The 23,678-nt window shown below is 46.8% G+C and carries 23 protein-coding genes and 1 pseudogene; 10 read left to right on the forward strand and 14 right to left on the reverse strand.

Going from position 1 to position 23,678, the window contains the following annotated elements:
• Window position 1 precedes the first annotated feature (1 nt).
• From ACPEPR_RS08800 to ACPEPR_RS08825, 6 genes and pseudogenes are all read left to right on the forward strand, one after another.
• On the forward strand, window positions 2–526 hold the full coding sequence (locus ACPEPR_RS08800; protein ID WP_005178126.1) for a molybdenum cofactor biosynthesis protein MoaE: 525 nt from the start codon (window positions 2–4) through the stop codon (window positions 524–526).
• 49 nt (window positions 527–575) lie between these two features.
• Window positions 576–1,499 (forward strand): bifunctional molybdenum cofactor biosynthesis protein MoaC/MoaB, encoded by a 924-nt coding sequence (gene moaCB, locus ACPEPR_RS08805; protein WP_168396551.1) that lies wholly within the window; start codon window positions 576–578, stop codon window positions 1,497–1,499.
• On the forward strand, window positions 1,499–2,731 hold the full coding sequence (locus ACPEPR_RS08810) for a molybdopterin molybdotransferase MoeA (protein WP_168389983.1): 1,233 nt from the start codon (window positions 1,499–1,501) through the stop codon (window positions 2,729–2,731). The genes moaCB and ACPEPR_RS08810 overlap by 1 nt, the downstream gene beginning before the upstream one ends.
• Before the next feature lie 11 nt (window positions 2,732–2,742).
• Complete coding sequence (gene modA / locus ACPEPR_RS08815) at window positions 2,743–3,498, forward strand: molybdate ABC transporter substrate-binding protein (protein WP_423562316.1); 756 nt, start codon at window positions 2,743–2,745, stop codon at window positions 3,496–3,498.
• A gap of 12 nt (window positions 3,499–3,510) precedes the next feature.
• Window positions 3,511–4,176: a molybdate ABC transporter permease subunit gene (gene modB / locus ACPEPR_RS08820; RefSeq protein WP_168414720.1), complete on the forward strand. Its 666-nt coding sequence runs from the start codon at window positions 3,511–3,513 to the stop codon at window positions 4,174–4,176.
• Window positions 4,177–4,190: 14 nt separating this feature from the next.
• A pseudogene (locus ACPEPR_RS08825) lies at window positions 4,191–4,859 on the forward strand (ATP-binding cassette domain-containing protein).
• On the opposite strand, the gene ACPEPR_RS08830 reads toward ACPEPR_RS08825, so the two are convergent.
• Complete coding sequence (locus tag ACPEPR_RS08830) at window positions 4,856–5,737, reverse strand: LysR family transcriptional regulator (RefSeq protein ID WP_423562317.1); 882 nt, start codon at window positions 5,735–5,737, stop codon at window positions 4,856–4,858. The pseudogene ACPEPR_RS08825 and the gene ACPEPR_RS08830 sit on opposite strands and share 4 nt — an antisense overlap.
• Before the next feature lie 402 nt (window positions 5,738–6,139).
• Here ACPEPR_RS08830 and ACPEPR_RS08835 point away from each other — a divergent pair, with 402 nt between their 5' ends.
• The gene (locus ACPEPR_RS08835; RefSeq protein ID WP_423562337.1) at window positions 6,140–7,195 is read left to right on the forward strand and encodes a Rieske 2Fe-2S domain-containing protein; all 1,056 of its coding nucleotides are present in this window, start codon (window positions 6,140–6,142) and stop codon (window positions 7,193–7,195) included.
• Window positions 7,196–7,235: 40 nt separating this feature from the next.
• Here ACPEPR_RS08835 and ACPEPR_RS08840 read toward each other — a convergent pair whose 3' ends face one another.
• Window positions 7,236–8,327 carry a zinc-binding metallopeptidase family protein gene (locus ACPEPR_RS08840; protein ID WP_045794766.1) on the reverse strand — a complete coding sequence of 364 codons (1,092 nt, stop codon included), beginning with the start codon at window positions 8,325–8,327 and terminating at the stop codon, window positions 7,236–7,238.
• Window positions 8,328–8,665: 338 nt separating this feature from the next.
• Between ACPEPR_RS08840 and ACPEPR_RS08845 the strand changes: the two genes are divergently transcribed.
• Window positions 8,666–9,553, forward strand: a complete 888-nt coding sequence (locus ACPEPR_RS08845) for a DMT family transporter (RefSeq protein ID WP_005178106.1) — start codon at window positions 8,666–8,668, stop codon at window positions 9,551–9,553.
• Window positions 9,554–9,671: 118 nt separating this feature from the next.
• On the opposite strand, the gene pcaD is transcribed toward ACPEPR_RS08845, so the two are convergent.
• The 12 genes from pcaD to ACPEPR_RS08905 all read right to left on the reverse strand — a co-directional run bounded on the left by pcaD (window position 9,672) and on the right by ACPEPR_RS08905 (window position 20,898).
• Complete coding sequence (pcaD, locus tag ACPEPR_RS08850) at window positions 9,672–10,451, reverse strand: 3-oxoadipate enol-lactonase (RefSeq protein ID WP_168390092.1); 780 nt, start codon at window positions 10,449–10,451, stop codon at window positions 9,672–9,674.
• 60 nt (window positions 10,452–10,511) lie between these two features.
• On the reverse strand, window positions 10,512–11,717 hold the full coding sequence (gene pcaF / locus ACPEPR_RS08855) for a 3-oxoadipyl-CoA thiolase (protein ID WP_163145792.1): 1,206 nt from the start codon (window positions 11,715–11,717) through the stop codon (window positions 10,512–10,514).
• A gap of 134 nt (window positions 11,718–11,851) precedes the next feature.
• Window positions 11,852–12,505, reverse strand: a complete 654-nt coding sequence (locus ACPEPR_RS08860) for a 3-oxoacid CoA-transferase subunit B (protein ID WP_016658115.1) — start codon at window positions 12,503–12,505, stop codon at window positions 11,852–11,854.
• Window positions 12,506–12,524: 19 nt separating this feature from the next.
• Window positions 12,525–13,211: a 3-oxoacid CoA-transferase subunit A gene (locus ACPEPR_RS08865; protein ID WP_016658116.1), complete on the reverse strand. Its 687-nt coding sequence runs from the start codon at window positions 13,209–13,211 to the stop codon at window positions 12,525–12,527.
• 24 nt (window positions 13,212–13,235) lie between these two features.
• Window positions 13,236–14,462: a benzoate/H(+) symporter BenE gene (benE, locus tag ACPEPR_RS08870; RefSeq protein WP_423562318.1), complete on the reverse strand. Its 1,227-nt coding sequence runs from the start codon at window positions 14,460–14,462 to the stop codon at window positions 13,236–13,238.
• A gap of 53 nt (window positions 14,463–14,515) precedes the next feature.
• Window positions 14,516–15,301 carry a benzoate diol dehydrogenase BenD gene (gene benD / locus ACPEPR_RS08875; protein ID WP_160241299.1) on the reverse strand — a complete coding sequence of 262 codons (786 nt, stop codon included), beginning with the start codon at window positions 15,299–15,301 and terminating at the stop codon, window positions 14,516–14,518.
• Between the two features lie 38 nt (window positions 15,302–15,339).
• Complete coding sequence (gene benC, locus ACPEPR_RS08880; protein WP_019837573.1) at window positions 15,340–16,356, reverse strand: benzoate 1,2-dioxygenase electron transfer component BenC; 1,017 nt, start codon at window positions 16,354–16,356, stop codon at window positions 15,340–15,342.
• Between the two features lie 95 nt (window positions 16,357–16,451).
• Entirely contained in the window at window positions 16,452–16,943 is a 492-nt protein-coding gene (gene benB / locus ACPEPR_RS08885) for a benzoate 1,2-dioxygenase small subunit (protein ID WP_131261937.1), read from the reverse strand.
• Window positions 16,940–18,325: a benzoate 1,2-dioxygenase large subunit gene (gene benA, locus ACPEPR_RS08890; protein ID WP_160241301.1), complete on the reverse strand. Its 1,386-nt coding sequence runs from the start codon at window positions 18,323–18,325 to the stop codon at window positions 16,940–16,942. The genes benB and benA overlap by 4 nt, the downstream gene beginning before the upstream one ends.
• Window positions 18,326–18,399: 74 nt before the next feature.
• Window positions 18,400–19,320, reverse strand: coding sequence for a catechol 1,2-dioxygenase (gene catA, locus ACPEPR_RS08895; RefSeq protein ID WP_160241302.1), 921 nt, complete (start codon window positions 19,318–19,320; stop codon window positions 18,400–18,402).
• A gap of 166 nt (window positions 19,321–19,486) precedes the next feature.
• On the reverse strand, window positions 19,487–19,777 hold the full coding sequence (gene catC, locus ACPEPR_RS08900; RefSeq protein WP_005178078.1) for a muconolactone Delta-isomerase: 291 nt from the start codon (window positions 19,775–19,777) through the stop codon (window positions 19,487–19,489).
• An 11-nt stretch (window positions 19,778–19,788) separates the two neighbouring features.
• On the reverse strand, window positions 19,789–20,898 hold the full coding sequence (locus ACPEPR_RS08905; RefSeq protein ID WP_016658119.1) for a muconate/chloromuconate family cycloisomerase: 1,110 nt from the start codon (window positions 20,896–20,898) through the stop codon (window positions 19,789–19,791).
• 118 nt (window positions 20,899–21,016) lie between these two features.
• Between ACPEPR_RS08905 and ACPEPR_RS08910 the strand changes: the two genes are divergently transcribed.
• Both ACPEPR_RS08910 and ACPEPR_RS08915 read left to right on the forward strand, forming a co-directional pair.
• Window positions 21,017–21,931 carry a LysR family transcriptional regulator gene (locus ACPEPR_RS08910; RefSeq protein ID WP_104473128.1) on the forward strand — a complete coding sequence of 305 codons (915 nt, stop codon included), beginning with the start codon at window positions 21,017–21,019 and terminating at the stop codon, window positions 21,929–21,931.
• A 291-nt stretch (window positions 21,932–22,222) separates the two neighbouring features.
• Window positions 22,223–23,605, forward strand: coding sequence for an aromatic acid/H+ symport family MFS transporter (locus tag ACPEPR_RS08915; RefSeq protein WP_005178072.1), 1,383 nt, complete (start codon window positions 22,223–22,225; stop codon window positions 23,603–23,605).
• Window positions 23,606–23,678 lie beyond the last annotated feature (73 nt).

Consider the following 23,678-nt stretch of genomic DNA (forward strand, 5'->3'; position numbering starts at 1 on the left):
GATGCAACATCTAAAACAGTTTGCCCGGATTCAGGATATGCCACTCAGCCAGTCCAGCTTCGATGAGATTCAGCACTTTCCCGAATGTGGCGGTATTGGCATTTTTGTGGGCACAGTCCGCAATCATCATGAAGGTAAGGCAGTGCAGTCGCTGAAATATACCGCCTATGCACCGGTGGCAGAAAAAATGATCCGGCAGATTGAGCAGGAAATTCAGCAGCAATATGGCGTGTCTTATGTGCGGGTCATCCACCGGATTGGGGATTTAGCCATTGGTGAAACCGCAATTATTGCCATGGCGTATGCGCCGCATCGCCGTGAAGCCTTTCAGGCCTGCGAGGTGGCGGTAGAGCGGGTCAAACATGAAGTCCCGGTCTGGAAAGAAGAATTTTATTGCGATGGCAGCAGCCAGTATGTCGAAGGCTGTTGTATTCGTAAAGATCATCCGCCAGTGGAAGCGAATACGCATACCGATTGCTGCAATCACCCCCATGCAGGCGAAAACGCCTATCAATGGCCGCTTTAAATTTGATGTTAAGCCTAATTTTTTAAATCAATAATTCCGGAATAAAGTCATGAAAAATGTAGGCATGAAAGCCGAAACCTATCGTACTGCGGTGGCCAGTGCCATTTTATATGCGCCGCCGCACTGTATCGAGCTGCTGCGTCAGGGCAATACCGAAAAAGGCGATGCGCTGAAAACTGCGCGTATTGCCGGTATTCTGGCAGCCAAACGTACCGATGAGCTGATTCCGCTGTGCCATCCTTTACCCATTTACCGGGCCGATGTGGATTATGAACTGCATGAACAGCATGTCGAGATTATTGCCACGGTAGAAACTATTGGTCCAACCGGTGTCGAGATGGAAGCCTTAACCGCAGCCAGTCTGGCCGGACTGACCTTATACGACATGCTGAAACCGCACTGTGAACCGGAAGATTTGTGTCTGGATCAATGCAAACTGCAACAGAAAAAAGGCGGTAAATCCCATTTTAGCCGGGTCTTGGCGCAGCCGATGCCAGCCTCGGTGATTGTGCTGTCCGATACCGTCGCCGCGGGTAAAAAACCGGATACCGCCGGCCAGAATGTCCTGGAAATATTGGCAGAGGCCAATTTCCAGCAGGTTCAGTATCAGGTGATTCCGGATAGCCCGGAACAGCTGCTGGCTTTAATTGAACAGCAGAAAAATCAGTATCCGCTGATTTTAACCGTCGGCGGCACCGGTCTTGGCCCGAAAGATTTAACCGTAGAAACCCTGGCTCCGCTATTAGAACGGGAAATTCCGGGGCTGATGGAAGCCTCGCGCAGTTTTGGCCAGAAACGCACGCCGTATGCGGCTTTAAGCCGTGGAGTCGCCGGCTATATCGAAAATAGTCTGGTGATGACTTTACCGGGCAGTCGTCAGGGGGCGAAGGAATCCTTGCTGGCGGTATTACCGGCCTTGGTGCATGTCTTTGATGTGCAGAAAAATATTCCACATGCAGGAGGCTATCAATAATGTCAGGCTGTGGTGTAGAAAGCGGGTTGATCAGTCTGGATCAAGCACTAGATAAGATGATTGCGGCAACACCCTGTCTGGAGGTGGAAACCCTGCAACTACAACAGGGCCTGCATCGCTATTTAGCTGAAGATATTTATGCGGGGATTGATCTGCCTTTATTTTCCCAAAGTGCAGTCGATGGTTATGCCCTGTGTAGCGATGGAGAGATAGCGCCAGGCGCGCAGTTCCAGCTGGTCGGTGAAATCCGGGCAGGTCAATCAGCCGATGTGACGCTGCAGCGTGGACAGGCGATGCGTATTTTTACCGGCGCGCCCATTCCTGCCGGCACCACCACGGTGGCACGTCAGGAAATTGTACAGCGGATGTCTAGCCATCTGATTCAGCTGGAGGCTGCGCTCAAACTGCATGCCGATATCCGGGATGTAGGCGAAGAAATTACCCAAGGTCAGTTACTGGCGTCAGCCGGACAATATTTAAATATCGGCGCAATTGCGGCTTTAAGCATGGCCGGTATTGATCAAGTTCAGGTCTATCAGCAGCCTAAAGTTGCCGTACTCATTACCGGTGATGAAGTCGCGCAGTCGGCTGCAGATTTGCAAGCAGGAAAAATTTTTGATGCCAATGCACCTTTAATTGCAGCCTGGTGTCAGGCACGGCATCAACCTGTGCATATTGTGCATGTGGAAGATAATGAAATTGCCTTAATCCGATACTTTCAGCAACTTCAGGAGGAGTATGATGTCATCATCAGCACTGGCGGAATTTCGGTTGGTGATTATGATTTTATCCGTCCGGTGGCTTTAAATGTAGGCTTTGAGCAGGTGTTCTGGAAAGTGAAACAGAAGCCGGGGAAACCGGTTTTTTTCGCCAGATACCGAAAATCGGCTAACAAATTTTGTCACTTATTGGCATTGCCGGGCAATCCTGCGGCGGTATATGTTGGAATCTCGATCTATACGCAAACTTTATTAGAAGTATTACAAGGGCAAAGTCAGCCGCCCGCGTGGTGGACAGGGCAAATACAACATGACTTAAAGCCCGATGCGAGAGAAAGGATTTTAAGAATGGCCGCCTGTTTTGAAGATGGGGTGTTGAAACTGCACAGTTTAGCCAAGCAGCAGTCGCATATGCTCAGTAATCTGATGTATGCCAACTGTCTGGTGCGTGTGCCGGCTCATCAGCCGATTCAAAAAGGCCAATGCTTAAAGGGAATATTCATACAGCATTGAGGGAGTGCGTTTTGAAGACCATCCAACTGGGTTTAATCTGTGTCGCCTTGTGCTTAAGCACATTCAGTCGAGCCAATTCCGTTCAGGTGTATGCAGCTGCAAGTCTGGGCCCGGCATTGACGGATGTGATTCGGCATTATCAGCTGCAACATCCAGAAGCCAAGATTGTACCGGTTTTTGGCACTTCATCGACCTTGGCCAAACATATTGTCCGCGGTGCAAAAGTCGATCTTTATTTTCCGGCCGATCAGGACTGGATGACCTATCTGGTGAAACGCAACAAGGTCAAAGCCAGTCAGGTCAAACCAATTATTTATAACCAGCTGGTGGCAATTGCCCTGAAAGATGCGCGGATTCCGTTTCGGGCGCATCCTGCCTTTAATTTTCCTCAGGCCTTTACGGGCCGGCTGTGTACCGGACAGGTCGATTCGGTGGCGGTTGGAAAATATGCCAAACATAGTCTGACCAAGCTGGGCTGGTATAAACGGCTGGAAAAACGCATTATTGGCGCGTCGGATGCCCGGGCTGCTTTGGCCTTTGTCGAGCGCGGTGCCTGTCAGGTCGGCATTGTTTATCGCAGCGATGCCGTCAGTAGCGATAAAGTAAAAGTGCTGGGTGCGTTTCCGGTACAGACCCATCCGGACATTGTCTATACCGCGGCTTTAACCAAACAGGGTGAAAAGAATCGTCAGGCGGTCAAGTTCCGGCGCTATCTGGGTAGCGTCGCGGCTCACAAGATTTTTGTTCAACATGGTTTTCGTCCCTAGGTTGCTGCTTTGATGCTCAGTCCCGAAGAACTAAGTGGTTTATATCTGTCTGCTAAAGTGGCCAGTGTCGCGACCTTGTTTTGCCTGCCATTTGCAATTTGTCTGGGCTGGATGCTGGCACGCTATGAATTTCGCAGCAAGTTTTTGCTTGAAGCCATGTTACAACTGCCGATGGTTTTACCACCGGTAGTGCTGGGCTATGTATTGCTGGTGCTGTTTAGCCCGCAAGGCTGGATTGGACAGGTTTTGGCCCACTGGGGCATTGAGCTGGCGTTTAACTGGAAAGGCGCAGTACTGGCTGCCATGCTGGTGGCGTTTCCCTTGCTGGTTCAAATGTTAAATCCACAGCTGGAACAGGTGGCAGCCTCACTTGGGGCTGCGCCGCTGAAAGTCTTTTTCAGTATTAGCTTACCGCTGGTGCTGCCCGGGATTCTTATGGGCAGTATTCTGGGCTTTAGCCGCAGTCTGGGTGAATTTGGCGCCACCATTACCTTTGTTGGCAATATCCCGGATGAAACCCGCACCATTCCCATCGCTATTTATACGCTCATTCAACAGCCTGATGGCGAAGCTGCTGCCATGCGTCTGGTGCTGTTATCCACCGGCTTGGCTTTTGCCGCCTTACTGGCCAATTATTTTATTCTGCACAGATATCAACGTAAATTGGGGCAAAACTGATGCTGGATTGTTAGATCGATTATCAGAATGCGCAGTTCAAATTACAGCTGCAGCTGACCTGTGCAGAGCAGATTGTCGGGATTCTGGGGCCCTCCGGTTCCGGGAAAACCAGCTTTCTGCATCTGCTGGCCGGACTGTTACGGCCGCAACAGGGCCGGATTGTGCTGAATCACCGTTTATTGCTCGATACCCAGCAGCAGGTATTTGTGCCTGTGCATTAACGTAAAATTGCCCTGATTTTTCAGAAAGCCCTGTTATTTCCGCATTTGAATGTTGAGCAGAATTTAAGATATGCAGAAGGTTTACAGCCGCTGGCACAGCGTAAATTTGAGTTTGAGCAGATTGTTGAGCTGTTAGAACTGTCCAGGCTGATTCGACGCAAAGCGCATCAATTATCTGGCGGGGAAGCACAGCGCGTTTCGATTGGCCGGGCTTTATTGTCTGCACCGCAGTTATTGCTGCTGGATGAACCTTTAAGCGGACTGGATCAGCAGTTAAAACAGCAGATACTGCCATTTTTAAAACGCATTCAGCACGAATTGCAGCTGGGTATGATTTATGTGACCCATCATCCGGAAGAACTGCTGGAACTTCAGGCCACGGTGTATCAAATGCAAAAAGTGCAGGGCATCAGCAGTTTGCAACGGGACAAGGTAGTACCTTTGATTCAGCCGGTTTGTTAAAGCTCGGCAATTTGCTGTTGTAGCTGCTCCATCTGCTCGGTTAACTGTTTCATCATGATTTGCGCAATCCGGGAAAGCTGTCGTTTCGGTGCCACACACAGGGCCAGCGTCAGTGGATATAAACCTTTGTCCTGAACCGGTTTAAAGATGGCTGTTTGATGTTCCAGGAGCGGCAGTGCATCTAAATAACTCATTAGCCCCAGCCCCAAATTCTGCTTTAACAATGACATTAACATGCGAATGTCATTACATTCGATGCGGCTACGCGGACTAAACTGATGGTGCTTATACAGCGCGCTGACATATTCATGAATAATCAGCGGTGGTGCTGGCATTAAATGGGCATAAGGCAAGGTATCGGAAAAATACAGCGGTGTTTGTTCTGCCAGAGGATGCTCAACTGGAATCACAAAACCCAGCGGAATTTCCACAAAAGCCACCACTTCTAAATGCGGATGCGCTTGCGGATTCAGCAGCAGACCAAAATCCAGCTCCGCGGCCTGAATCATCTGTGCGACTTTTTCACTGTCCAGCACATGCACGTGAAAATCAATCCAGGGATAATGCTGGCTCATGTGTTGCATCGACTGCAGCACAAAACTTTCGCTGAGCGCTGAAATTAAGCCAAATTCAATGCTGCCACGATGCAGGCCCTGAATTTCATCAAAACGGATGCGGGTCTGCTGAAATTCCTTTTGCCATTTTAACAGATCGGCATACAGTAACTCTCCGGCCAAAGTCAGCCGTAGCCCATGATTCAGACGTTCAAATAGTGCAATCCCAAGTTCCTGCTCGGCCAGTACAATTTGTCGATGCACGGCAGATACCGAAATAAACAGCTGTTCGGCTGCCTTACGCAAGCTGCCGGTTTGCGCCACCGCAATAAAATATTCTGAAAAAATGCGAAAATGGGGTATTCACCATTTAAGACCTGGCCAGCGTGATATTGATAGATTTTAAAAGAGCAAGATCTGCGCCAGTTCAGGCCAATTTTGACTAAAGTGTTCGAATATTTAGAACAGATCATCAAAAACATTCTAATAGACAGAAAAAGCAGAAGCTCTTAATTTAAAATGGCTTTGTTGCACAAAGATTTCATAACTATATGATTTTAAAGGTTTTGATTATTTTTTGATCCAAAATTAAATTTATTTAAATCAGATGCTTACATATTTATGCAACAAAGCCATTTAAAACAGGAAATTAACAATAAACGACATGAGAAAACCGCGGATTTCCGTTTGTTCTTGACCCTGTATAGCTTAAAAGTGAGCCAGCCTATGAATGCGATTCCTGTAATCAACCTGTTTGCCCAACCCCATGACAGCCGCTTTGATGCCAGTGACTGGCATATTCTGGCGCAGCATTGGTATCCGGTGGCACGAATTCAGGATGTCAGCAGCCAGCCGCAACAGGTGACTTTACTGGATGTGAAAATGGCGCTGTACCGGACAGAAAGCGGTGACATCCAGCTGGTACGGGATATTTGCCCGCATCGCGGTGTGCCTTTAAGCAAAGGCTGGGTAGAGGGCGAGGAAATTGTCTGTCCTTACCATGGGCTGCACTATAACCGTGCCGGTAAATGCACCAAAATTCCGGCCCAGCCCGACCTGACCCAGATTTTGGAGCGTTTTAGCCTGACCACGTTTCCGGTGGTGCTGAAATATGGTCTGGTCTGGACCAGCCTGTTCGGGCGCGATGAACAGGCAGCCAATTTTCCGGTGCTGGATACTTGGGAAGATGCTGAGCATCAATCCATTTTACCACCAAGTGTGGATATTGCCGGTTCCAGCGGCCGTCAGTTAGAAGGCTTTATTGATGTTGCACATTTTGCCTGGGTACATCATCAGGCCTTTGCGGATCGGAACAATCCGGTGGTACCGAAATATCATACCGAACGCACTGACTATGGTCTGAAAAGTATCTATATTTCCAATGTCAGCAATTATCCGCATGGCATGCAGCATTTAGCACCCGAAGGCTTTTTATGGACGCGTGAGTTTGAGGTTTATCCACCCTTTGCAGCGACCTTGACCATTTATTTTCCGAATGATGGCATCTTGAAAATCTTAAATGCCTGCTGTCCGGTATCGGCCAATCAAACCCGGCTATTTGTGCCTTTAACCCGGAATTTTGATACCACCGGTGACCTGCAAGCGGTTTACGATTTTAATGCGCAGATTTTTGCCGAAGATCAGGACATGGTGGAAAGCCAGAAACCGGAAGAGCTGCCGCTGGATTTAAGCATGGAAGCCCATTTTGAGGCAGATCGCTCCTCGGCCTTATACCGCCGGATTCTGGCCGAATGGGGTCTAAGTAAACGCTATATCGTGTAGCAAATCTCATTGAATTGAAAGCGAGGAATTGAAAGCGAGCTTAAGCAGGATGACTGGCCTGATTGGATTTAAAAGCTTTATCCAGCACATGCCGGTGAATAAAACGCAGCTTGTCTTTTACTGGCTCGGTCAGCTTAAACGGATAGGCATCATCCAGCCCGATACTACGATTCAGCGCATTCAGATTAAAGGTCAGGGCAATCCAGTTTTCTAAAATGTGTTCAATATCCTTGCCGCCAATCGGGCATTCGGTAAAGTACAGATTGGCCAGGGTACGGCCGTTACCTTGCACCCGGATTCCGGCAAAATAGGCGGTTTCTAAAGTATCCATCATGTGCAAATAATGCGCCCAGGTTTCAGCCCAGTCTTCCCAGGGATGGGTGGTGGCATAGGTGCTGATATAGCTGTCCTGCCAGTCGGAGGGCGGGCCTTGTTCATAATGGCGTTTGAGTGCCATGCCATAATCCTGACGTTCATCACCAAAATAGTAGCGGAATTCATCGACCAGTTCCGGATGGCGGTTTTGCATCACATCAAAATAATAATGGCCGCTTTCATGGCGAAAATGGCCAAGCAGGGTGCGGTAGTTTTCTCCCATGGTTACGCGCGTGGTTTCCCGGTACACCACATCGGCTTCAATGGCATTGAGGGTAATCAGACCATTGGCGTGGCCGGTCAGCACCGGTTGGCCTTCCATGGGCATTAAAAATTCATAGCGCAGGCCATAGCGGTCATCTTCAGAACGTTTTGGCCGCGGCATAATATTCATGCGCTGCGCCAGATATAAAAACCGCCGTTTAGCCTGTTCCAGATAACGCCAGTACTGGATATTTTCCGGTTCATCTAAATTGGGGATGGTGTGGGTAAGCTGGCAGGATTCGCAATAGATATTTTCATCATCGACAGGAATCATCCAGTTGCAGACCTGATAGTGACTATAATTAAAACAGGGCTTAAATTTCTGATTACGATAGCTTTCATTCAGGCTGACCCATTCATTTTCGCTATCCTTACGAAAGGTGCCCATATCTTTTTCGGAGGCAACAAAGCCAATGGGCGCCTTGCAATATTCACAAAATGAGGCACCAAAAAAAATCTGCTGATGGCATACCGCACATTCAAAATACTTCATTCTTGGTCCTCAGCCTGCAGGATACGTCCATTTATCTAAACATAGATTGAGTCAGGAGGGTATTTGAAACCCGCTATAAAATTGTAGCAGATTTACAAAGTTGCCTGATGCGATCAGTCGCTTAGCCTCATTTTGAGTCGAAAAACCAGGTGGATGCAAACCACAAGCATGTGCCTTGCAGTCATCGCATTCCGGATTAAAGGGAACATAAAAGCTGCAAATAGACAGAATTGGAGATTTATTCAGCAAAGCCACGGTAAATGAATGAAAAATGGTCGAATATGCGCCATGAAAGGAGTAGATTAAACCTTATTCCCGATCATATTTTTCATACTCGCATGGCCAGTACCTGGATTCTTTTTACCCTGATGGCTGCATTTATGCAGGCCTGGCGCAATGCCTTTCAAAAACAGCTCAGCATGACGGTCGACGTTTATGGCGTCACGCTTGCACGCTTTATTTTTGCCTTGCCGTTTGCGGTCGGTTATTTGAGTTTTTTATATCTGCAGCAGCCTGCCGCAACGCCGGTTAGCTTTAGCGGGAAATTCTGGCTGTATATTGCTGTGGCGGCTTTTTGCCAGATTCTGGCCACCATTCTCATGGTGCAGCTGTTCAAGCAGAAAAACTATGCCATTGGGGTCGGACTGGCCAAAAGCGAGGCGATTCTGGCGGCTTTAATTGGCGTGGCACTACTGGGCGAATATTTAAGTCTGCTGGGCTGGGTTGGCGTCGTATTAGGCGGCGTGGCAGTCTTTTTACTCAGTAAAGGGCCGGCCAATACCAAGCTTTCTGTCAGCACGTTGGCGATTGGGGTGGGCAGTGGTCTCAGTTTTGCCATTACCTCACTGCTGGTGCGTGAAGCGAGTCTGGAACTGGAGAATTTACCCTTTTTACATCGTGCCGGCTGGGTATTATGTTTTGTGATCGGGCTGCAATGTATCAGCATGTTGTTGTATTTGGGGCTGTTTAGCCGGCATACCTTACAGGCCATGTGGCAGCGACTGGGACTGACCTTTAAGGTGAGTATTTGCAGTTTTCTGGCCTCCCTTGGCTGGTTTAGTGCCATGAGTATGCAGACTGTGGCCTTGGTCAAAACTTTGGGACAGATTGAAATTCTATTTAGCTTGCTGATTTCTGCCTTTTTCTTTAAGGAAAAACTGGCCCGAACCGATCATCTGGGCTTGGTACTGGTGGTGATTGCCGCGATGCTGGTGATCTGGGCTTAAAGTTGAAGTAGATGGGCAGGACATCTCAGTAGAATCATCAATCTTTTTAAAAATTGCCTAAAACAAAAAAAGATAATCCGGAGATTATCTTTTTTAAATGCTTTCAACCGAGCTGGGTTTAACGTTGAATAAACGCCTGTACCGCCTGATTAAAGGCTTCTGGCTGTTCGATATTGGAAATATGCGAAGCATTAATTTCAAACAGTTCAGCATTGGCAATGCGTTGCTGCATAAATTCACCATCGGCTACGGTTGTTACTGGGTCTTGCTGACCAGCAACGATGAGTACCGGTACCTGAATGTCTTTTAACTGTTCACGTACATCCGCTTTAGCCAAAGCTTCGCAGCAGCTTGCATAACCCTCAGGGCTGCCAGCTCCCAGGTCGTTTGAAAGAGTCGTTACAGTTGCTGCGTTACTTTGGATAAAGGGTTCGGTAAACCAACGACCGGCCGCCGTTGATGCAATAGGGGTCAAACCTTGTTCACGGACCAGAGCGGCACGCTCATTCCAGGCCTGTTCCTGACCAATTTTAGCGGCTGTATTACAGACCACAACATGGCTAAAACGTTCAGGCTTGTTAATTGCCAGCCACTGACCGGTCAAACCACCCATCGAAATCCCACAGAAGGCTGCTTTTTCAATATTTAAATGATCGAGCAGATTCACCACGTCTTGGCCGAGCTGGTCAAGCGTATAGGGACCTTGTGGAGCAGAAGATGCGCCGTGACCACGGGTGTCATAGCAAATGACAAAAAAGTCCTGCTGGAAGTGGTCAATTTGCGGTTGCCACATTTTAAAGTTAGTACCTAGCGAGTTAGAAAATACCAGCGCAGGTTTTGTCGCATCACCAAAGGTTTGGTAATTAATTTCAGCATCTTGAGATGTAAATGTTGGCATTGAATCCCTCCCGACCTCCCTTTAAAAAAGGGAGGGGAAATTTAATTTGTTATCGTATCTTTAAACGCGTTCAATAATCAAAGCGATGCCTTGACCGACACCAATACACATTGAGCACAGGCCATATTTGCCGCCAGTGGCTTCCAGCTGGTTCAGGGCCGTGGTGACCAGACGCGCACCTGATGCACCGAGTGGATGACCCAGTGAAATGGCGCCACCATTCGGGTTCACTTTCGCGGCACCATCTTCCAGACCAAGGTCACGGGTACACGCCAGTGCTTGAGCAGCAAAAGCTTCGTTTAGCTCAATCACATCCATCTGCTCTAACGTCAGACCGGTTTGGGCCAACAGTTTTTTAATGGCTGGTGCTGGACCAAAGCCCATAATGCGTGGTTCTACACCGACTACTGTTGCACCAATAATTTTGGCACGTGGTTTTAAACCGTATTCCGCTACCGCTTCATCAGAGGCAATTAATAATGCTGCTGCACCATCGTTAATACCTGAGGCATTACCGGCAGTCACAGTACCATCGGCTTTGACCACAGGTTTTAGCTTGGCCAAACCTTCTAACGTGGTTGATGCACGTGGATGCTCATCGGTATCGACCACAACTGGTTCGCCTTTACGCTGTGGAATCACTACAGGTACGATTTCATTTTTAAAGAAACCTTTGGCTTGTGCGGCAGCGGTACGTTGCTGGCTTTCAAACGCAAACTTGTCCTGATCTTCACGGTTAATGTTGAACTGTTCTGCCACGTTTTCTGCAGTTTGTGGCATGGTTTCAACACCATACATTTCTTTCAGTTTCGGGTTAATGAAGCGCCAGCCCATGGTGGTGTCTTCAATTTTCTGGCTACGGCCATAGGCAGATTCAGATTTACCCATCACAAATGGTGCACGTGACATGCTTTCTACACCACCCGCCACAATCAGATGTGCTTCACCGGCTTTAATGGTACGCGCCGCCATGGCAACCGCATCCAGTGATGAACCACATAAACGGTTTAAAGTTGTTGCAGGCACCTGATGCGGCACACCCGCTAATAGCGCAGACATACGACCCACGTTACGGTTGTCTTCGCCGGCCTGGTTGGCACAGCCGTAGATCACGTCATCTACTTTTTCCCAGTTAACACTTGGGTTACGCTCCATCAGCGCCTGAATGGGAATGGCACCCAGGTCATCTGTACGTACAGGAGCAAGTCCACCTGCGTAGCGACCGAATGGGGTGCGAATAGCATCAATGATATATGCGTTTTTCATTTTTTCTGTTTCCTAAATTCTTTTTTAATCCCCCTAAATCCCCCTTTAAAAAAGGGGGACTTTTCCTCCCTTGCTTGCGCTGAGTTTTTAAAGCCGTGCTTTAAAACTCGCTCAGGGAGGTTGGGAGGGATTACTTAACCCTGTGTCGCATCAATCAGCTTCGCACCGGTCAGGGATTGCAGCTCTTCAAATGACAGACCGTCAACTTTCTCAATCACTTTCATGCCTTCAGCAGTCACATCAATCACGCACAGGTCGGTATAAATACGATCTACACATTTCAGGCCAGTTGCTGGATAGCTCAGCTCCGCTACAATTTTCGGCTCGCCTTTTTTAGTCACGTGATCGGTAGTGATAAAGACTTTCTTGGCACCAACTGCAAGGTCCATTGCACCACCTACTGCAGGAATTGCATCTGGGGCACCAGTATGCCAGTTGGCCAGGTCACCATTTTCTGCAATCTGGAAGGCACCCAATACGGCGATGTCCAAGTGACCGCCACGCATCATCGCGAAAGAATCTCCATGATGGAAGAAACAGCCACCGGTTAGCATGGTTACATATTCTTTACCGGCATTGATCAGTTCCGGATCTTCTTCACCTGGCGCAGGTTTTGGACCAAAGGCCAATAAACCGTTTTCAGAATGCAGGAATACATCTTTATCTGCAGGCAGGTAGTTTGAAATTTTGGTTGGCAGGCCAATCCCGAGGTTGACATAGGCACCATCTGGAATGTCTTGGGCAACGCGTTCAGCAATCTGGTCACGTGTTAATTTGGTATAGCTCATCGTGTTCTCCTTCACGTATTTATGCTGATTGTTCAGGCTGTTTGGCAGCAACTGACACCACATGCTGTACAAAAATACCCGGAGTGATGATGTGCTCAGGATCAAGCTCACCCAGTTCAACCACTTCTGCGACCTGTGCAATGGTGACATCTGCCGCCATGGCCATAATCGGGCCAAAGTTACGAGCAGATTTACGGTACACCAGGTTGCCCCAACGGTCGCCTTTGTAGGCTTTAATTAAAGCAAAATCGGCTTTAATCGGGTTTTCCAGAACGAATTCTTTGCCTTCGTAATTTAAGGTCGGTTTACCTTCAGCCAGTAAAGTACCAAAGCCAGTTGGGGTGTAGATTGGGCCTAAACCCATACCTGCAGCCTGAATACGGCAAGCCAGGTTACCTTGCGGCACCAGTTCCAGCTCGATTTTGCCAGCACGATACAGTTCATCAAAAATATAAGAGTCAGACTGACGAGGGAACGAGCAGATGATTTTACGTACAGCGCCTGCTTTGAGTAATTTGGCCAAACCGTAGTCGCCATTACCGGCATTGTTATTGACGATGACCAAATCCTTGATGCCCAGTTCAATCAGGCCATCAATCAGTTCAGCAGGCTGACCTGCTGTACCGAAACCACCAATCATGATGGTTGAACCATCTTTAATTTGAGAGAGCACATCTTTTAAAGATGCTGAGCTTTTATCAATCATAGTTGTTTCCTAGTCAAACAAACTTCATTGACCCATGCTTTTGCTTGGGCTTGAAGGTGAGGTCAGTCCTGATAAACCGGTTCTGCTTAAAATGACATGAGCCAGAATACCCAGACAAATTCCCCAAAAAACTGAGCTGAGACCTAAAAACTGCATACCCGATGCAGTTGCCAGGAAGGTAATAAGTGCTGCGTCACGCTGGTTTTCCTGATGCATGGCGGCATTTAAATTGATGCCAATGGCTCCTAGAAGTGCCAGACCGGCCAATGCTGCCACCAATTCTTTCGGGAGCAGGCTAAACAGCATCACAATGCTGCCGGCAAATAAACCGCCTAAAATGTAGAACAGGCCGTTGGCAATCCCGGCGATATAGCGCTTTTCTTTCAGTTCATGCGCGTCTTTGCCCATGCACAGCGCGGCGGTAATTGAGGCCAGGACAATAGTGATCCCGCCAACACACGCCACCGCCAGCGAAGCGATACTGGTGGTGGTAATAATGGGTTTAGCCGGCGTGTCGTAGCCACTGAGCTTTAAAATGGCCATCCCCGGTAGAAACTGACCAGACAGGCTGACTAAAATCAGCGGTAAGGCCAGGTTAAGGGTCGAGTTCCAGGTCCATTCCGGCGCAATAAACTGCGGCACTGCCAGGCTAAAACTCATTTCGACCGGATTCATGGTGCCGAGCAACAGGCTCAGGCCAATTCCGGTCAATAGTACATACAGCATGGCATAGCGCGGACTAAAACGTTTGGCCAGTAAGAACACCAGCAACATGCCAAATACAATAAACGGCATGTTGTTACTGGCGGTAAACAGACCAAAGCCAAACTGGCACAAAATGCCGGCCATCATGCCTGCTGCAACTGCTTGCGGAATTAAGGCCAGCAATTTGTCGAAATAACCGGTAATCCCAATAATGAAAATCACCACGGCTGAGGTGATGTAGGCTGCAACGGCTTCGTTCAGGGAAATATCAGGAAAGAGGGTGACCAGCAAGGCCGTTCCGGGTGCCGACCAGGCGGTGACCACCGGAACTTTGAATTTAATTGAAAGGAAGATACCGGCAACGGCTGCGCCAATAGAAATGCCCCAAATCCATGAAATCATCATGGCATTGGACACTTGAGCCTGTTGGGCTGCCTGGAAGAAGATGATTAAAGGACCGGCATAGGAAATCAGTACAGCTAAAAATCCTGCAACTGTGGCTGATAAGGACCAGTCTTTTCTTAAGGTATCTAACAGGTGACTCATTGTTTGCCTCCGTGCAAGTCTGGCAATGATCCTGTACAAAAAAGATGATCAGGTTAACCCTGATCACCACCACCTACAGGTACAACCGTACCTGTCATGTACGATGATTCATCAGAAGCAAGGAATAAAATCGCATTCACTTGTTCCTGAATGGTGCCGTAGCGCCCCAAGAAAGTACGATCAATTGTTTGATCTACCACTTCTTGCATCCACGCTTGTTCTGATTCAGAAAGCGGGTTGGCATTACGTGGTACTTTGCGTGGTGGTGCTTCAGTGCCGCCTGTGGCAATTGCATTGACGCGAATACCGTCTTTGGCGTGTTCAAAGGCAAGGGAAGCGGTTAAGCCATTCACACCACCTTTTGAAGCCGAATACGGCACACGGTTAATACCACGTGTTGCAATAGAAGATACGTTTACAATCGTACCTTTTTGATTCTTAATCATTTCTGGCAACACGGCACGGCAGCACCATAGGGTTGGGAACAATGAACGATTCACTTCCTTGATAATTTCTTCTTCAGAAAATTCTTGGAAAGGTTTCATCCAGATTGCACCACCGACGTTGTTGATGAGTACATCTACACGGCCATAGGTATCGAGTGCTTTTGCAACGACAGATTCTGCACCTGCAAAAGTTTCAAGATTGGCTTTTACAGTAACAGCATCGCCACCAAGCTCTTCAATTTCAGCCAACACTTCTTCTACATAAGGAGAAAGGTCAGCCATGACTACTTGTGCGCCTTCGCTAGCCACTTGTAAAGCCACACCGCGACCAATGCCTTGAGCAGCACCAGTCACGATTACAACTTTGTTTTCAAATCTTTTTGAGCGATTCATTGTATTCTCCGACTATGTTTCTAGACTGTCTAACAAACTTAGTTGGCAGAGAATTTTTCAAATAGGAAGCTTGCAGGTTTAACACCTTCTGCATCTAACCAGCCACGTACCGCTTCTACCATTGGCACTGGACCACATAGGTAGATGTCTACATCACCACCGTTGAGCCATTCGTTTTCGATATGGCCAGTCACGTAACCTTTACGCTCGTGTGCAGATTCTGGATTTGCCACAACAGTGCGGTACTCGAACCAAGAGAATTTTTCTTGTAGTTCGTTTAATTTTTCAATTGCAACCAAGTCAAAGTCATTGGTCACACCAAAGACTAAACGTACAGGGTGCTCAGAACCTTTTTCTTCAAGCACTTGCAGCATAGACATAAATGGTGCAATACCCGTACCACCCGCTAACATCACCACAGGGCGTGCTACATTACGTAAGTAGAAGCTACCAAATGGACCCGTAAAGGTCATTTTGTCGCCAGCTTTAGCGTTTTGGCTTAAGAATTCGCTCATTTTGCCGTTTGGTACGTTACGTACCACAAAGCCAGTTAAGCGGTTGCCAGGCTTAGAGCTGAAAGAATACGAACGAGTTTCTGTTGTGCCTGGAATACCCACATTCACATATTGACCTGCAAGGAAGTGAATATCTGGTTGACCTTCATCTAACTGAATATCAAAGGTAATAGTCGAGTCAGATAAGTTTTCAACACGTGCCAATGTACCTTCAAATGCATGAATTTCAGTTTTACATACATCAGAAGTGGCTTGAATTTGGAATACTGCGTCTGAAGTTGGTTTACATTGGCATGCAAGAATATAGCCTTGTTCAGCTTCTTCTGGTGTCAATGCATCTTCAATATAAGTTTCTTCAGGCATGTCATACGAACCTGATTCACAAAACGCACGGCACGTTCCACATGCACCGTCACGGCAGTCCAAAGGAATATTGATCTTTTGACGGTAAGCTGCGTCTGACAGTGTTTCACCATCTGTAACAGAAATAAAACGTGTAACGCCATCTTCAAATTGAAGTGCAACATTGTGGTTTGACATGGCTGAATATCCTATAGAAATCTTTAAAACTTGACCTTTCAGCCAAAATTCCATCTGGCTGAAAGGTTTTTACCTAGCTGTAAATCAATACAGTCTTAGAGGTGATAAATGTCGATTACTTGGTTGATGTAATCGTTTTTCAGCACCACGTACTTGCTTAAAATTTGTGGTTTGTCGCCAGAAAAGTCGATTTCGTAGCGTGACATACCAAAGTAGCTGTAGTTGGTTTTGTAACGGAAACTTAAGGTGTTCCAGTTAAAACGTACAGTCACTTTATCGCCATCACGTTCAACAATTTCGATGTTGTTGATGTTGTGGCTCGTACGTGTGTCTGGCATGGTTGCAGACGAACGTTCAGTTTTGATACGGAACACACGGTCTTCCAAACCTTGACGGTCTGGGTAGTAAATCAAAGAGATTTCAGACTGTGGATCTGTAGTTAATTGGTCATCGTCATCCCAAGCTGGCATCCAGAAAGAAGCAGTAGGAGCGTAGCACTGTAACCACTCATCCCATTGTTCATCATCTAAAAAGCGAGCTTCTTGATAAAGGAACTGTGCAACTTTTTCTAAAGTGATGTCGCTCATGCGTTTTCTCCTTCAGTTGCAGCAAGCTCTTTCTCGTCAGCAATCGCTTTTTTCATAAGTTTGAGCCAGAATTCGTGTTGAGCAAGGTATAAACCTTCGTCTTCAGTTTTAATACCTGAAAGTTTTGGTTTTAAACCAATTTCGTTGGCTGCATCGTCTGGACCTTGGATCCAGTGTTTGGCACCACGGCTCATGTCGTTCCATTCCAGGGCAATACCGGCATAACCTGCCTGACATGCACGGAATTCTTCAAGATCGTCTGGGGTTGCCATACCTGATGCGTTAAAGAAATCTTCGTATTGACGGATACGGCGTGCGCGTGCTTCTGGCTCTTCACCCACAGGTGCGATACAGTAAATAGTCACTTCAGTCTTATCTACAGACAGCGGACGTAACACACGAATTTGTGAACCGAACTGATCCATGAAGTACACGTTTGGATAGATACACAGGTTACGGGAACGCTCGATCATCCATTTCGCCATTGGCGCACCGAATTTCTCGGTATATTCATCTTTTTTGGCAAAGTTTGGACGGTCTTCCGGGTTGGCCCATTGTGTCCAAAGCAGCATGTGACCATTTTCAAAGCCGTAAGAACCACCGCCTTGTTTGCCCCATGAACCTGCACTCATAGCACGAATATTGTCGCCAGCTTCTTTTTCTTTACGTTGCTGAGTTGTTGCAGCGTAGTTCCAGTGTACTGCAGATACGTGGTAACCATCGGCACCGTTTTCAGCAGTCAGCTTCCAGTTACCTTCATAGGTATAGGTTGATGAGCCGCGTAATACTTCCAGACCCTGGTCAGACTGACCCACGATCATGTCAATAATTTTGGTGGCTTCGCCAAGATATTCTTCTAGTGGTGGAACATCCGGGTTTAAGCTACCGAACAAGAAACCTTTATAGCTTTCAAAACGGGCAACTTTTTTCAAGTCGTGTGAACCGTCTTTATTGAAGCAATCTGAATAACCCGCATCGGCAGGGTCTTTCACTTTTAACAACTTACCAGAGTTGTTGAAAGTCCAACCGTGGAATGGGCAAGTATAAGTTGCTTTGTTACCACGCTTGTAACGACATAACTGTGCACCACGGTGTGAACACGCATTGATCATGGCATTCAGTTCACCTTGACGGTTACGTGCAATGATGATTGGCTGACGGCCCATGTAAGTGGTGTAGTAGTCATTGTTGTTTGGAATTTGGCTTTCGTGTGCCAAATAAACCCAGTTGCCTTCAAAAATGTATTTCATTTCTAGGTCAAACAGGGCTTGGTCTGTGAATACTGAACGGTGTAGTTTAAATTCACCAGATTCAAAATCATCAACCAATAGCTCATCAATGCGGTCTAAGTGGCTGGTGTTAATTACAGGAATACGAGGCATGTCCTTTCTCCGACTTTCCAAGGAGGGGAAGTCATCGGGATGAATCTAATGATTACATCCCGATTCCATTCAAATTATGCGCTTGCGCGGCGACGTTCAACTTCAGTAGAAGGAGCGCCTTCTTTATCTTTCTGAAGAACAACGTTGAATTGGATGTATTTGAAAGGACCTTTCAAACCACGACGTGCGATTTCAGCTTCGTCAGTTACGTCTACAGCTTCAGCAACTAGACCTTCACGAGTACCGAATGCGAAGTCGTCCCAAAGGTATTTATCACCTTCGATGTTGAACTGAGTCGTAAGCTTACGGTAGCCAGGTGCAGAGATGAAGTAGTGCACGTGAGCTGGACGTTGACCGTGACGAGAGATTTGGTTCAATACACCTTGAAGTGGACCTTCAGGGTTTAAGCCATAACCTACAGGCATAGTTGTTTGAGCAACATATTGACCTTTTTCGTCAGCTAAGATTGAGCGACGTAGGTTGAAGTGGCTTTGTGACTTATCAAAGAATGAATAGTTACCGTGGCTGTTTGCATGCCATACTTCAACTTTAGCACCAGGAATGATGTTGCCGTCAGTGTCAGTTACTGTACCTTCAATGATTAAAGTCGGGATTTTGCCTTCTTCAGAACCATCGTCCATACGAGCAAAACCAGTAGATTCAGGCGCACCTGCAACATACAATGGACCTTCAATTGTACGTGGCGTACCACCAGTCAAGCCTGCTTTCGCGTCAGCTTCGTCAGCACGTAAGTCTAGGAAGTGTTCAAGACCTACAGCAGAACCCATCAATGCAAACTCATCAGCTTTTGCAATATCAATGATAGTTTCAATACCTTTCCAAACTTCTGATTGGCTTAAATCTAAGTCTTCAATCGCTTGGAATAAATCTGTAACTAAACGAACAAGTACCTGTTGTACACGTGCATTTACTGGACCTTCTGAAGTGTCCACGTTACAAGCCTTAACTACGTTTTCAATTGTTTGACGATCCATACAATTACTCCTTGAATGTATGTATATAGTTGTCGTGGCTGCCTGAATGCTTGTTTGGCTGGCTGATCTGGCTGGCCACAATCCTTGTTTATTTACCCTTTGGACTTCTAAAGTCGCTACCCCGATAGCGGCTTTAAATTCTTAAAATACCGATATGAACTGTGAATCAGGTGTCATCATCACGGACAGAAGATGGGTGGCGGTTAAGCGCCATCACTTCAATATTCATGTATGGATACAACGGCAGACCTTGCAGCAGGTTGTGCAGTTCTTCGTTGCTTTCAACATCAAAAATACTGATGTTTGAATACTGGCCTGTAATGCGCCAGATATGACGCCATTTACCTTGGCGCTGTAATTCCTGCGAATATGCCTTTTCAACGGCTTTAATTTCATTAGCGCGTTCAGCTGGCATATCGAGTGGAATATTGACATCCATGCGTACGTGAAAAAGCATGTCTAGCTCCTTTATTGACGACGTAAGCGGTCAAGCTTGTCTTCATCCAGTTCAATACCTAAACCGGCAGTGGTTGGTAACACCAATTCAAAGTTTTGATATTGCAATGGTGTTTTTAAAATTTCTTCCGTCAGTAGCAATGGACCAAACAGTTCGGTGCCGTAAGCCAGACTTTCAAACGTCGAGAACACATGCGCTGAAGCAATGGTTCCCACCGGGCCTTCCAGCATGGTGCCGCCGTACAGGTCGATATTGGCCAGCTTGGCAATTTTGCCAACCTCACATCCTTCGATTAGACCACCAGATTGTGCAACTTTCACTGCGAAAACTGATGCGCCATTGTTACGGGCAATCTGGTAAGCGCTGTTTGGACCCATTAACGATTCGTCTGCCATAATGGCAATATCGAAACGGCGGGTGAGGCGACGCATCGCATCGAGGTTTTCAATGCCGCATGGCTGTTCAATCAGGTCAACACCGCCATCTTGCAGCAGCTGAATACCTTTAATGGCTTCAAGCTCTGACCAGGCACGGTTGACGTCAACACGAATAGAAACGTCTTTGCCTAATGCTTTTTTGATTGCCAGCACGTGTTCAACATCTTCTTCAACCGGACGAGAACCGATTTTCAGCTTGAACACATTGTGACGTTTGATTTCAATCATCTTCTGCGCTTCAGCGATGTCTTTTTCAGTATTGCCTGAAGCCAATACCCAAAGAACAGGAACGCTGTCACGTAAACGGCCACCAAGAATTTCACTCAGTGGTAAACCGAGGCGCTGTGCCTGAATGTCCAGTAAAGCAGTCTGGATGGCACATTTAGCAAAACGGTTGCCGTTAATATTCTTTTTCAGGGCGCGCATGGTTTGTGCAAAGTTTAAACCAGCCAATGTTTTTAGTAAAGGTGCGAAGTAAGTATCAATATTGGTTTTTACGCTTTCTGGGCTTTCTTCACCGTAGCCTAATCCACCAATTGTGGTTGCTTCGCCCCAGCCCACAAAACCATCGTCTGTGGAGATCTTTACCAATACCAGGGTTTGCGTCTGCATTGTCGCCACCGCCATTTTGTGTGGACGAATGGTCGGAATCTCGACAAGCATGGTTTCAATGGATTTATACATCACTTTACTCTTCGCAATCTTGCGTTGTGCATCTGATGTGATATACCTTAAAAGAATAGAAACGCACTGTCGAAGATCATTTTGGCATTTTATTATATTCTAAAGGTATGGAAAGGGTATGGAACTTAGACATCTCAGATACTTTGTTGCTGTGGTAGAAGAACAGAGTTTTACCAAAGCAGCTGAAAAACTGTTTATTGCGCAACCACCTTTAAGCCGTCAGATCCAAAATCTGGAAAGTGAGCTTGGAATTCAGCTATTTGAGCGCGGTAGCCGCCCATTACAGACCACTCCGGCAGGCCAATTTTTCTATCAGCATGCCGTAAAACTTTTGTCTAATGCGGAAGAGATCAAAACCATGACCAAGCGGGTGGGAATGGTCGAGAAAACCGTGACCATTGGTTTTGTGGGCTCTTTACTTTATGGTTTACTCCCCAGAATAGTCTATTTATTCCGCCAACAACATCCTAATTTAAAGATAGAACTGGTTGAAATGACCACCACCAACCAGATTCAGGCCTTAAAGGAAGGTCGTATAGATGTCGGATTTGGTCGTTTACGCATTTCCGATCCGGCCATTCGACGTATTTTATTACGTGAAGAACCGCTCATGGTGGCAGTGCATGACAGTCATATATTTGCAACAAAGCGGCAGGGTATATACCTTTCAGATATTGTCGAAGAAAATATTTTTCTCTATCCAAACCATCCTAAACCGAATTTTTCGACCCAGGTGCGCGGCCTGTTTTCCGAATACAGTCTGGAGCCACGCAGTTTAAAAGAAGTGCGTGAAATTCAGCTGGCTTTGGGGCTGGTGGCTGCTGGTGAAGGCATGTGCATAGTCCCGGAAAGCGCGCGTACCATACAGTTGCCGCATTTGAACTATATTCCTTTACTCGATGATGCTGCTAAAAGCCCGATTTTCCTGGCGATTCGCAGTATGGATGAAAGCGAAGATATCCGCTCGCTGTTTGACAGTATTTATCAGGTCTATGATCTGGAAGCGATTAAATATGATCGTACTGTAATTTAAGGGCGTTGAAGTTTAGCTCTTTCCATCCTTTATATAGATAAAGTTGCAACAGGTCTGAACGGCGCGCTTTTGTTCAGACCTTTTTTTTATGTTTCACAGCTTAAATTAAACTTTAATTTATATTTCTTACATAAAGATAGATTGTTTAAAACATAAACAATTGTTTATAAAACTAATTTTTTCGCCTAACTTTTTAGGTATGAATATATATGCAATCGGTTTTGGACAAAAATAACGCATTGGGTCATTGTTTACAAAAATTTGGACGGTTTCACAAGCAGGAGGCTTATCGTGAATACAACAGATTCAGTAAACATCAATACGGTGGTTGATAACGCGAAATTTACGCCATTTCACTGGGGCGTACTTTTATGGTGTTTATTAATTATTATCTTCGACGGCTATGACCTGGTTATTTACGGGGTGGCTTTACCACTATTGATGCAGGAATGGTCACTTGGTGCGGTAGAGGCAGGGCTATTGGCCAGTACTGCACTATTCGGGATGATGTTCGGTGCCATGAGTTTCGGAACGCTCTCCGATAAACTGGGCCGAAAAAAGACCATTATGATCTGTGTGGCCATTTTCAGTGGCTTTACCTTCCTCGGTGCTTTTGCCAGTAACCCGATTGAGTTTGGTATTTTACGTTTCCTTGCCGGTTTAGGCATTGGCGGTGTGATGCCAAACGTGGTGGCACTGATGACCGAATACGCACCAAAACGGATTCGGAGTACTCTGGTTGCCGTGATGTTCAGTGGCTATGCCATTGGCGGGATGACCTCTGCCTTGTTAGGTGCATGGCTGGTGGCAGATTATGGCTGGAAAATCATGTTCTACCTAGCCGGTACACCATTATTGCTGTTACCGCTGCTGTGGAAATTCTTGCCAGAATCCCTGATGTTCCTCACCAAAAAAGGTGAAACAGAACAGGTCCGCACCTTTGTACAGAAAATTGCTCCAGAACAGAATATTGCGCCAAATACCCAGTTTGTGCTGAATGAAGTGATGGCCGGTGATGAAGCCCCATTACGTGCACTGTTCCAGCAAGGTCGTACCTTCAGTACCTTAATGTTCTGGGTTGCGTTCTTCATGTGTCTGTTAATGGTCTATGCATTGGGCAGCTGGTTACCAAAACTGATGATTCAGGCCGGTTATTCACTCGGTGCAAGTATGCTGTTCCTGTTCGCGCTGAATATTGGCGGTATGGTCGGTGCAATTGGTGGCGGTGCCTTGTCAGATCGTTTCCATCTGAAACCGGTATTGACCATTATGTTCACCGTGGGGGCAATTGCGCTAATCCTGCTTGGCTTTAACAGTCCACAGCCAGTACTGTATACCTTAATTGCCATTGCCGGTGCAGCCACCATTGGATCCCAAATTTTACTATATACTTTCGTCGCACAGTTTTACCCGACTACAGTACGTTCAACCGGTATGGGTTGGGCCTCTGGAATTGGCCGGATCGGCGCGATTGTCGGGCCTGTGCTGACTGGTGCACTGCTGACTTTAAACCTGCCACACCAGATGAATTTCATGATGATTGCCATCCCTGGTCTAATTGCAGCCGTAGCGATCTTTATGGTAAATCTGAAAGTCTCGGTAGATGGTGCCAAAGCCAAGCAGGAAAGCTTCGCCAACAGCAATGTCAAAGCAGTCAAAAGCTCTGCACATTAATCTCTGAGCAAACCGCTAGCTTGAGTTCTTCAGGCTAGCCAAACTTTAAAACAATGAAACTTTGTCAGGAACG

Origin of the sequence: Acinetobacter sp. AND/436, from assembly GCF_049546925.1 — a bacterium.
GTDB lineage: Bacteria > Pseudomonadota > Gammaproteobacteria > Pseudomonadales > Moraxellaceae > Acinetobacter > Acinetobacter indicus.

Coding starts and splice junctions, on each gene's coding strand:
- ACPEPR_RS08800 (WP_005178126.1), top strand. CDS start 2: ATGCAACATCTAAAACAGTTTGCCCGGATTCAGGATATGCCACTCAGC.
- moaCB (WP_168396551.1), top strand. CDS start 576: ATGAAAAATGTAGGCATGAAAGCCGAAACCTATCGTACTGCGGTGGCC.
- ACPEPR_RS08810 (WP_168389983.1), top strand. CDS start 1,499: ATGTCAGGCTGTGGTGTAGAAAGCGGGTTGATCAGTCTGGATCAAGCA.
- modB (WP_168414720.1), top strand. CDS start 3,511: ATGCTCAGTCCCGAAGAACTAAGTGGTTTATATCTGTCTGCTAAAGTG.
- ACPEPR_RS08835 (WP_423562337.1), top strand. CDS start 6,140: ATGAATGCGATTCCTGTAATCAACCTGTTTGCCCAACCCCATGACAGC.
- ACPEPR_RS08840 (WP_045794766.1), bottom strand. CDS start 8,327: ATGAAGTATTTTGAATGTGCGGTATGCCATCAGCAGATTTTTTTTGGT.
- ACPEPR_RS08845 (WP_005178106.1), top strand. CDS start 8,666: ATGGCCAGTACCTGGATTCTTTTTACCCTGATGGCTGCATTTATGCAG.
- pcaD (WP_168390092.1), bottom strand. CDS start 10,451: ATGCCAACATTTACATCTCAAGATGCTGAAATTAATTACCAAACCTTT.
- pcaF (WP_163145792.1), bottom strand. CDS start 11,717: ATGAAAAACGCATATATCATTGATGCTATTCGCACCCCATTCGGTCGC.
- ACPEPR_RS08860 (WP_016658115.1), bottom strand. CDS start 12,505: ATGAGCTATACCAAATTAACACGTGACCAGATTGCTGAACGCGTTGCC.
- ACPEPR_RS08865 (WP_016658116.1), bottom strand. CDS start 13,211: ATGATTGATAAAAGCTCAGCATCTTTAAAAGATGTGCTCTCTCAAATT.
- benE (WP_423562318.1), bottom strand. CDS start 14,462: ATGAGTCACCTGTTAGATACCTTAAGAAAAGACTGGTCCTTATCAGCC.
- benD (WP_160241299.1), bottom strand. CDS start 15,301: ATGAATCGCTCAAAAAGATTTGAAAACAAAGTTGTAATCGTGACTGGT.
- benC (WP_019837573.1), bottom strand. CDS start 16,356: ATGTCAAACCACAATGTTGCACTTCAATTTGAAGATGGCGTTACACGT.
- benB (WP_131261937.1), bottom strand. CDS start 16,943: ATGAGCGACATCACTTTAGAAAAAGTTGCACAGTTCCTTTATCAAGAA.
- benA (WP_160241301.1), bottom strand. CDS start 18,325: ATGCCTCGTATTCCTGTAATTAACACCAGCCACTTAGACCGCATTGAT.
- catA (WP_160241302.1), bottom strand. CDS start 19,320: ATGGATCGTCAAACAATTGAAAACGTAGTTAAGGCTTGTAACGTGGAC.
- catC (WP_005178078.1), bottom strand. CDS start 19,777: ATGCTTTTTCACGTACGCATGGATGTCAATATTCCACTCGATATGCCA.
- ACPEPR_RS08905 (WP_016658119.1), bottom strand. CDS start 20,898: ATGTATAAATCCATTGAAACCATGCTTGTCGAGATTCCGACCATTCGT.
- ACPEPR_RS08910 (WP_104473128.1), top strand. CDS start 21,017: ATGGAACTTAGACATCTCAGATACTTTGTTGCTGTGGTAGAAGAACAG.